5 protein-coding genes and 1 pseudogene are annotated in these 7,999 nt (G+C 66.5%); 4 read left to right on the top strand and 2 right to left on the bottom strand.

Features of this window, described 5'->3' with window-relative positions; translation table 11 throughout:
• Positions 1 to 490 (bottom strand): annotated as a pseudogene (locus FVW20_RS02610) (histidine kinase); the annotation flags it as partial.
• A gap of 169 nt (positions 491 to 659) precedes the next feature.
• Between FVW20_RS02610 and FVW20_RS02605 the strand changes: the two are divergent.
• The 4 genes from FVW20_RS02605 (at position 660) to FVW20_RS02590 (ending at position 7,216) form a co-directional block, all read left to right on the top strand.
• Positions 660 to 1,901: an OmpP1/FadL family transporter gene (locus FVW20_RS02605; protein ID WP_196608169.1), complete on the top strand. Its 1,242-nt coding sequence runs from the start codon at positions 660 to 662 to the stop codon at positions 1,899 to 1,901.
• 838 nt (positions 1,902 to 2,739) lie between these two features.
• On the top strand, positions 2,740 to 4,485 hold the full coding sequence (locus FVW20_RS02600) for a HAMP domain-containing methyl-accepting chemotaxis protein (RefSeq protein WP_196608168.1): 1,746 nt from the start codon (positions 2,740 to 2,742) through the stop codon (positions 4,483 to 4,485).
• A gap of 228 nt (positions 4,486 to 4,713) precedes the next feature.
• A complete protein-coding gene (locus tag FVW20_RS02595) occupies positions 4,714 to 5,184 on the top strand; it encodes a cytochrome c family protein (protein WP_196608167.1) in 471 nt (156 codons plus the stop codon).
• Between the two features lie 10 nt (positions 5,185 to 5,194).
• Positions 5,195 to 7,216: a methyl-accepting chemotaxis protein gene (locus FVW20_RS02590; RefSeq protein ID WP_196608166.1), complete on the top strand. Its 2,022-nt coding sequence runs from the start codon at positions 5,195 to 5,197 to the stop codon at positions 7,214 to 7,216.
• Positions 7,217 to 7,358: 142 nt separating this feature from the next.
• Here FVW20_RS02590 and FVW20_RS02585 read toward each other — a convergent pair.
• The coding region (locus FVW20_RS02585) for a 4Fe-4S dicluster domain-containing protein (protein ID WP_196608165.1) at positions 7,359 to 7,999 on the bottom strand (641 nt) is incomplete at its 5' end.

Raw genomic sequence — 7,999 nt, 5'->3', positions numbered from 1 at the left:
CCGCGCCGCGCATCTCCCGCATGCCCGCATGCCGGACCGGGCCATCGCCCCCTGCTTGCGGGGCGGTGTCGTCTTGCCGCGCGCGCCTGCCCCCGTTCATGTGCGCCCCTTCCCATTCCCCCGGCCCACCTTCGCCGCACGTGTCCGGCACGGGCACCGCCACGCAGGTCCAGCTTATCTGCCTGATGCCCGCGCCATCGGGCAAGGTGATGCGGGTGCGGCTTTCGCGCACCGGGGCACCCTTTCCGGGCACGGGGGGCACCTCGTCGTGCAGCCAGCCGTGGGCGGGCGTCGGGTCGCCCTGCGCGAGCGATTTCGGGCGGTTGCCCTCTGCTTTCACGGCATCGCCCGCATCCCCTTCCGCTCCGCGCAGGTTGCGGGCGTGCCCGTTGGCGTACAGTACGCCGCCCCCGTCATCCAGCAGCAGCGCAGGGGTGTCCATGGCATCCAGCCGGGCAGCATAGAAGGCGACAAGGTCGGTGCTGGTCATGTGTGCATCACTGGTAATGGGTTCACCACGGTTGAACGGCACGGCGAGGCATTCATGGAATATGAATGAAAAACGAGGCGATGTTCATTGACGCTGTACTTTTGCCTGCTACACTCCCGTCGTCCTGTCAACATTCGGCGGGCATATTCTGCAAGTACGGGAAGTTGTCATGCGAAAGCCGTTGTTCCTGCTGTGTCTGGTCCTTGCTGCGCTGCTGCTGCCGCTGCACGCGCACGCCTCTGGCTATGCCGTCTACGAATGGAGCGCCCGCGGCACCGCGCTGGGCGGCGCCATGGTGGCCCGCGATGCCGATCCCTCCTCGGTGGCCTACAACCCTGCCAACATCACCGATCTGCCGGGGGCGCAGGTACAGGTGGGCGCCACAGCCATCAAGCCCACCGCCACCATGGATTTCAAAAGCCCGTCCCAGACCGACCGTGATTTCTCGGATGCCATCTGGGGGCTGCCCACCGCCTACTACACGCAGCAGTTGAACGACCACTACTGGTTCGGCTTCGGCATCTTTTCGCGCGTGGGGCTGGGCACCGAATACGCGGGCGGCGACAGTTGGGCAGGGCGCTACAACTGTTCGTACGCCGGCATCCAGTCGCTTACCTTCAACCCCAACCTGGCCATGAAGTTTTCCGACCAGTTCTCCATGGCCGTGGGGGTGGAAGCCACCTACCTGCGTTTCATGTATGACTCCACCGTTCCCCTCGCGGACGTGAAACAGGAAATCGACGCCGACGGCTGGGCCTACGGCCTCAACGCGGGGGCGCGCTACAAGCCGTATGACTGGCTGGCCTTCGGCCTGGCCTGGCGCAGCCAGATCGACCTGAAGGTGAATGGGGACGTGGACTTTACCCGCATGAGTTCGTCCTCACCGCCGACCATCGGCCAGGGCGGCATTTCCGGCACCGAACCCCTGCCAGAGTCCGTGACCTTCGGTGTGATGGTCAAGCCCATCGACCGCCTGAGCCTGGAAGCCGATGTGGTGTGGACCCGCTGGAGCGCCTACGAGGCCCTGACCATGAATTACGACCCGCCCCTGCTTGGCGCGTACCCTACGGTCAGCAAGGAAAAGGACTGGAAGAACACCTGGCGCTTCCAGTTCGGCGCGGAATATGCCCTGACTGACAGCGTGGACCTGCGCGCGGGCTACGTCTACGACCAGAGCCCCATCAACGACAAGTACGAAGACTTCGCCGTGCCCTGCTCCGACCGCCAGATCGTCACCGTGGGCGCCGGCTGGAAGGTGGATCAGAATTGGGTGGTGGACGTGTTCTACGGCTACCTGTGGATGGTCGACCGCCACTACGAAGCCCGACCGGTCAACTACATCTACGGCGAAGTGGACCGCGAGGATGCCCACGCCCACATGGCGGGGCTTAGCGTTACGTACAAGTTCTAGGGGCTGCACCCAAATCTGCAAACAGCCCCAGTCTCCAGATCAGTTCCGGAGGTTGCTCCGGCTTCTCATGAATCCGCGAACAGCTTCTGGTTCTCCCCAGCCGCCCGCCGTTCCCTCCGGCGGGCGGTTCCGGTTTTCGGGCCCGCCCTCGGCCTGGCTGCTGGCGAAGCCACGGTCGGCGGGCAGGCGCAGGGCGGCATGCAGGGCCGTTTCGTCGTGGCTGGCGCGGACCACGTTGCCGAGCCGGAAGACGCGCAGAACTAGCCCGCCCCCTGATGCACGGACCCCGCATGCATGGCGGCGTACACCGGGCTTCGGTCGCGGCGGCGTTGTGCATCAGGGAACGCGGGGCCGCCGCAGCGAGCGGCTGGCGGGCCAGCAGGGTGCGCAGGTTGCGCTGCGCCAAACCCTCAGGACCTTTGGCATTGGCATAATGGCTTCGACCAGCCGGGAAGACCAGCCCGGTCACGGTCGGCGTTGCGCCCAGCGCGGCCGCTGCGGACAGCACGGCGCCCCACGTCATGCGGTGATCGAGGTTCGCCCCGTTGCCATGTCGTGCGCCGTCCTGACGGCAGGCGGGCAGGCATGTCCCGAAATGGGGAGGTGTCTGGTTTTGCACCGTGGTTTTCATTTTTTGCGGTGGCAACGTGCAACGTAGTACGTACTGACTGCATGTCGTCAACAATCTAATATCGAATAATAATGCTTCTTGCGAGTATGCGAATCAGAAAAGTCACCTCTGCGGGCAGGGGGTGCTTTCGAGAGGGCAGGCCGCGGCGGGGCAATGCCGATGCAGGGCCTTCAAAACATGCAGCATGCTGCGCAAGGAGCACTGTTCATGAAATTGTCTGTCAAGCTTGCCGGGGCGTTCGGTACACTTCTTGTGCTGATGCTCGTGCTTGGGGTGTACGGAAATTACACGCTGGGGAGCATACTGGTGTCTGTGCACGACCTGACAGGCAACTGGCTGCCCAGCATCAAGGTGTTGGGCGAGTTGCACGGAGCAGTGAACTCCGTACGCCGCGCGGAACTGCAGCACATCATTGCCGACACCGCAGCAGCCATGGATGACGAGGAACGCTCCATGGAAAAGGCCCGCACTGCCTTTCTCGATGGCGCGCGCAAATACGAGCAGCTCATTTCCAGTGACGAAGAGCGGCGCATCTACACAAAGATGAAGGCTGATGCCGACGCCTATTTTGCCCTGCTGCCGCAGATCATCCCCCTGTCGCGGGCCATGAAGACGGAAGAGGCCCGCGCGTTGTCCGTGGGCAAGGCCCGCCCCTTGTTTCGGTCGGCCCTGCAAGGCAGCCTTGCTCTGGTGGAACTGAACGACAAGGGATCTACGGTGTCCGGGAAGCATGCGGATGATGAGGTCGTCGCGGCCCGCATGGTCAATCTGGTGCTGGTGCTGGTTTCGCTGGGCCTCGGCATTGCCGCGACGTTGTACATCATCCGTTCTACCATGGCCCAACTGGGTGAGGACCCCGGCTACCTGCACGATGTCTCGCGCCAGATCGCGGCGGGCAATCTTGCGGTGCAGTTCCGGTCCAGCAGGTACAAGGGCGTGTACGATGCCATGCAGCAGATGGTGGGCACCCTCAAGTCCAAGATAGCCGAGGCTGAGGACAAGAGCCGCCAGGCCGCCGCCAAGGAGCAGGAGGCCCTGGCCGCCATGCGCGAGGCTGAAGAGGCCCGTCGCCAGGCGGAAACCGCCAGGCGCGAGGGCATGCTGCAGGCTGCGCAGAAGCTGGAGGGCGTGGTGGAGGTGGTATCCTCCGCGTCGGAAGAGCTGTCCGCCCAGATCGAGCAGTCCGACCGGGGAACGGAGGAACAGGCCCGCCGGGTGGCGGAAACTGCCACGGCCATGGAAGAGATGAACGCCAGCGTGCTCGAGGTGGCACGCAACGCAGGCGGCGCTGCCGACGTTTCGGAAAACGCCCGCCGCATGGCCGACGAAGGCTCGGTCATCGTCGGCAAGGTGGTGGACGGCATCGGGCAGGTGCAGCAGCAGTCGCTGGCGCTGAAGCGCGACATGGAAGAACTGGGGCGGCAGGCGGAATCCATCGGACAGATCATGAACGTGATCAGCGACATAGCCGACCAGACCAACCTGTTGGCGCTGAATGCCGCCATCGAGGCGGCGCGCGCGGGCGACGCCGGGCGCGGCTTTGCCGTGGTGGCCGACGAGGTGCGCAAGCTGGCGGAAAAGACCATGCACGCCACCCAGGAGGTGGGCGCGGCGGTACGGGGCATCCAGCAGGGCACCCGCACCAACATGGAGCACGTGGACCGGTCCGTGGGCACCATCGAGGACGCTACCGACCTTGCCCGCCGCTCGGGCGAATCGCTGCGCGAGATCGTGCGCTTCGTCGATGCGGCGGCCGATCAGGTGCGCGGCATCGCCACCGCTTCGGAACAGCAGTCCGCCGCCAGCGAGGAAATCAACCGTGCAGTGGAACAGGTAAGCGCCATTTCGGCAGAAACGGCCCAGGCCATGCGCGAGGCGGCCATCGCCGTGAACGAACTGGCCAACCAGTCGCAGGTGCTCAAGCGTCTGGTGGAGGAATTGAAGCAGGGCTGACCGACGCACGCCATCGCACGCTGTCGTTTTGACGCGCGCGGTCCGCCCCTTGGGCGCGCCGCGCGCTTTTTTGGTCTGGTGCGGATGCTGGCGCATTATAACGGTACGCCGTACGGCAACATTGACGTGTGACGGCAAGTGCCCTACTACGTGCGCACGAGGCTGTGCCATTTTTCACAATTGGGCGGGTTCACGCAAGAGTGAAATCGCTTGTTTGCGGGGAGATCCATGATTCGATTTCGATCAATCAATGTCCTGTGTTGCGTGGTTGCCCTTGCGGGGGCGCTGGCGGCCACGACGCCCACGCCCGCAAGGGCGACCTCGTCCTATGTGGGCAGCGCCGCATGCCAGCCCTGCCACGCCGGGGAATACGAGAAGTTCCAGAAGCATTCCAAGAAGGCCAAATCCTGGAAGAGCGTGGCCACCATGGCCCCCAAGCTGACGCCGGAAGAACTGCGCGGCTGCTACGAATGCCACGTGACCGGGTACGGCAAGGGCGGCTTTGTGGACCACGCCACCACCCCGCAGTTTGCCGACGTGGGCTGCGAGACCTGCCACGGCCCCGGCGCGGCCCACGCCGACGCGGGTGATCCGGCGCTGATCGGCAAGCCCACCATGACCACCTGCGAAGGCTGCCACAACGCAAGCCGGGTGCGTTCGTTCGGCTTCAAACCGTTGTTGCACAGCGGCGCGCACTAGGGAGGCGGACATGGGGGGGGCTCTCGCGCGGTCGCTCAGCCTGCGCACTTCACTTCTGGTGACGGTCATCGCCGTAAGCGTGTTCGCGGTCATCATCGGAACCGGGGCTTGGCGTCAGCGCCATGCGGCCCTGAAAGAACTGGAGGTCGTGGTCAGCCGCGAGTCCGGCATGATCAAGACTGCCATCGACCGGCCCATGCTGCTGGGCAACGACGCGGGCACCCGCGCCGAATTCGCCGAACTGGCGCGCCACTACGCGGACACCACCGTGCATCTGGCCAGTTTCAACGGCAACATCACCTATTCCACCCGGCCAGAGGCGGAACGGCGCGACCTGTCCGACGTGCTGACCGACCCCGGTCTGCGCGACCTTGCCGGACGCGCCCGGCGCGAGGCGCTGGAGGCGTCGCTGCTGTTCGAGCGGGACGGTCGGTCGGTGTTCGCGCACGTGACGGGCATCCGCAACGAACCCTCCTGCCACCATTGCCATGGCGCATCACAACCGTTGCTGGGCCAGCTGGTGGTGATGCAGGACGTCACGCCCATCCTGGCCGGGGTGAACGGGCGCATCCTGGAAAGCGCGGGTGTCTCTGCGGCGGGGCTGGTGGCGTTGCTGGCCGGGGTCATCCTGTTCATCCGGCGGACCATCGTGGACCGGGTGCAGCGCATCACCGACGCCAGCACTGCCATTGCCGGGGGCGACCTGAACGCCGACCTTGCCGTGGGCGGGCATGACGAACTGGCGCGCCTGGCCGTCAACCTGCACGGCATGGTGGGCGGGCTGAAGAAGGAGCTGGGCTTTTCCAAGGGCATCCTGAGCGGCATGACCCTGCCCTTTCTGGTGGCGGGCACGGATGGCCGCGTCAGCTATTGCAACGCGGCCCTGCTGCGCATGCTGGATCTGGACGGCACGCCCGAGGCCCAGGCGGGCAAGACCGTGGGCGACCTGATGTTCGGCGAGCCCCAGCGCGTCACCGTGACGGACCGCGTGCTGCGGGAACGTACCGCACACACCGGTCAGCGCGCCACCCTGGACAGCCGCAAGGGCGGGCAGGTGCACGTGGTGGTGGATTCGGCACCGCTGCTGGATCTGGACGGAAATCTCATCGGCGCGTTCAGCGTGTACACCGACGTTACCGAAATGCAGCGCCAGCAGGCCCGCATCGAAGAACAGCACGCCCGCATCGCCCGCGCGGCGGAGGCGGCGCGGCAGGTTTCCGCGAGGGTGTCCTCCGCTTCGGGCGAACTGTCGGAGCAGGTGGAAGAGGCCAGCAGCGGCGCCGACGAGCAGCGCGGCCTGGCCGTGGAAAGCGCCTCTGCCATGGAGCAGATGAACGCCTCCGTCATGGAGGTGGCCAGCAATGCCGGTTCCGCCGCAGATCTGGCTGGTACCGCCCACGAGCAGGCCCTGCAGGGCTCTGCCGTGGTGGAAGAAGCCGTGGCGTGCATCAATCGCGTGGCCGAGCAGGCCCGCGTGCTGGAACACGACATGGGCGAACTGGGCACCCAGGCCGAGGGCGTGGGGCGCATCATCGGGGTCATCGAGGACATCGCGGACCAGACCAACCTGCTGGCCCTGAACGCGGCCATCGAGGCGGCCCGGGCCGGTGACGCCGGGCGCGGATTTGCCGTGGTGGCCGACGAGGTGCGCAAGCTGGCCGAAAAGACCATGCAGGCCACGCGAGAGGTGGTGGGCTTTGTCGAGGCCATCCGCGCGGGCGTGGCCCGCAGCCGTGCCGCCACCGACGAGGCCGTGCGCCTGGTGGAGCAGTCCACCGGACTGGCCGGGCGCAGCGGCGAAGCGTTGCTGGCCATCGTGGGCACCGTGGACCGCACGGCGGATCAGGTGCGGGCCATCGCCACGGCGGCAGAGCAGCAGTCCGCAGCCAGCGAGCAGATTACCCGCGCGGTGGACCGCATCAGCACCATTTCCGGCCATACGGCCGATTCCATGCGTCATTCGGCCGGGGCCGTGAGCGACCTTGCCCGGCTGGCGCAGGAGTTGGATGCCATTATCGACGACATGCGCTGATGCCCGAAGGGCGGAACAGAAAGATGCCGTTGGGGCCGCCGGAGCAATCCGGCGGCCTCGTCGTTTGGCTGCACGGAAGGGAGAGGCGTAACGGCGTGAGGCGATGGCGGGAGTGACCTCTGCCAGCCTGATACCTGGTCTGCTACTCGGTGAAGCCGGGCGGCAGCCCGCCGGATGGCGGCGCGCCGTCAGGGGAGGGCGGCGGAGGCTGCACTCCGTCGGTGCCCGGATAGGGCGCGCTGCTTGTGGAGTCCGTTGCGCCTGTCGCCCCTGTCGCGCCTGTCGCGCCCGTGGCGTCCGTGGGATTCGGGACGTGCGCCTCGCCGGGCTTTTTGGGGGTGAATACCAGGCGCAGGCCGCGTGTCTCCGCTGCTGCGCGCATGCTGCCGCTGGCAATGCGCAGGGCGTCGCGCGGGCGGATGACGATGGCCTTCTGGCCGGTGGCCTGCACCGTTTCCGGGCAGTGTCTTTCGCAAAAGCCGCATCCGGCGCAACGGGCCGGGTCCACGTGGGGCACGCCCACTGTGTAGCCGGGTTCCGGCTTCAGGGCGATGGCGTCGTAGGGGCACACCTCGTCGCAGACCAGGCAGCGCTTCTTCCTGGCCCAGGCCAGGCAGTGGTCGCGCAGCACCTCTGCCGTGCCGATCTTGGCGAAGGTGCGCTCGTCGGCCAGCCACCGGATGGCCGTGGTGGGGCAGGCGCGGGCGCAGGCATGGCAGGCCGGGTCGCAGAAACCGCGCGCCGGGGTGACCACCGGGCTGAACATGCCCAGCGCGCCGCTGG

The sequence above is a fragment of the Nitratidesulfovibrio oxamicus genome, assembly GCF_015731765.1.
GTDB lineage: Bacteria > Desulfobacterota > Desulfovibrionia > Desulfovibrionales > Desulfovibrionaceae > Cupidesulfovibrio > Cupidesulfovibrio oxamicus.
The sequence above is the reverse complement of the archived record's forward strand: the minus strand, read 5'-3'. Positions and strand labels throughout refer to the sequence as shown.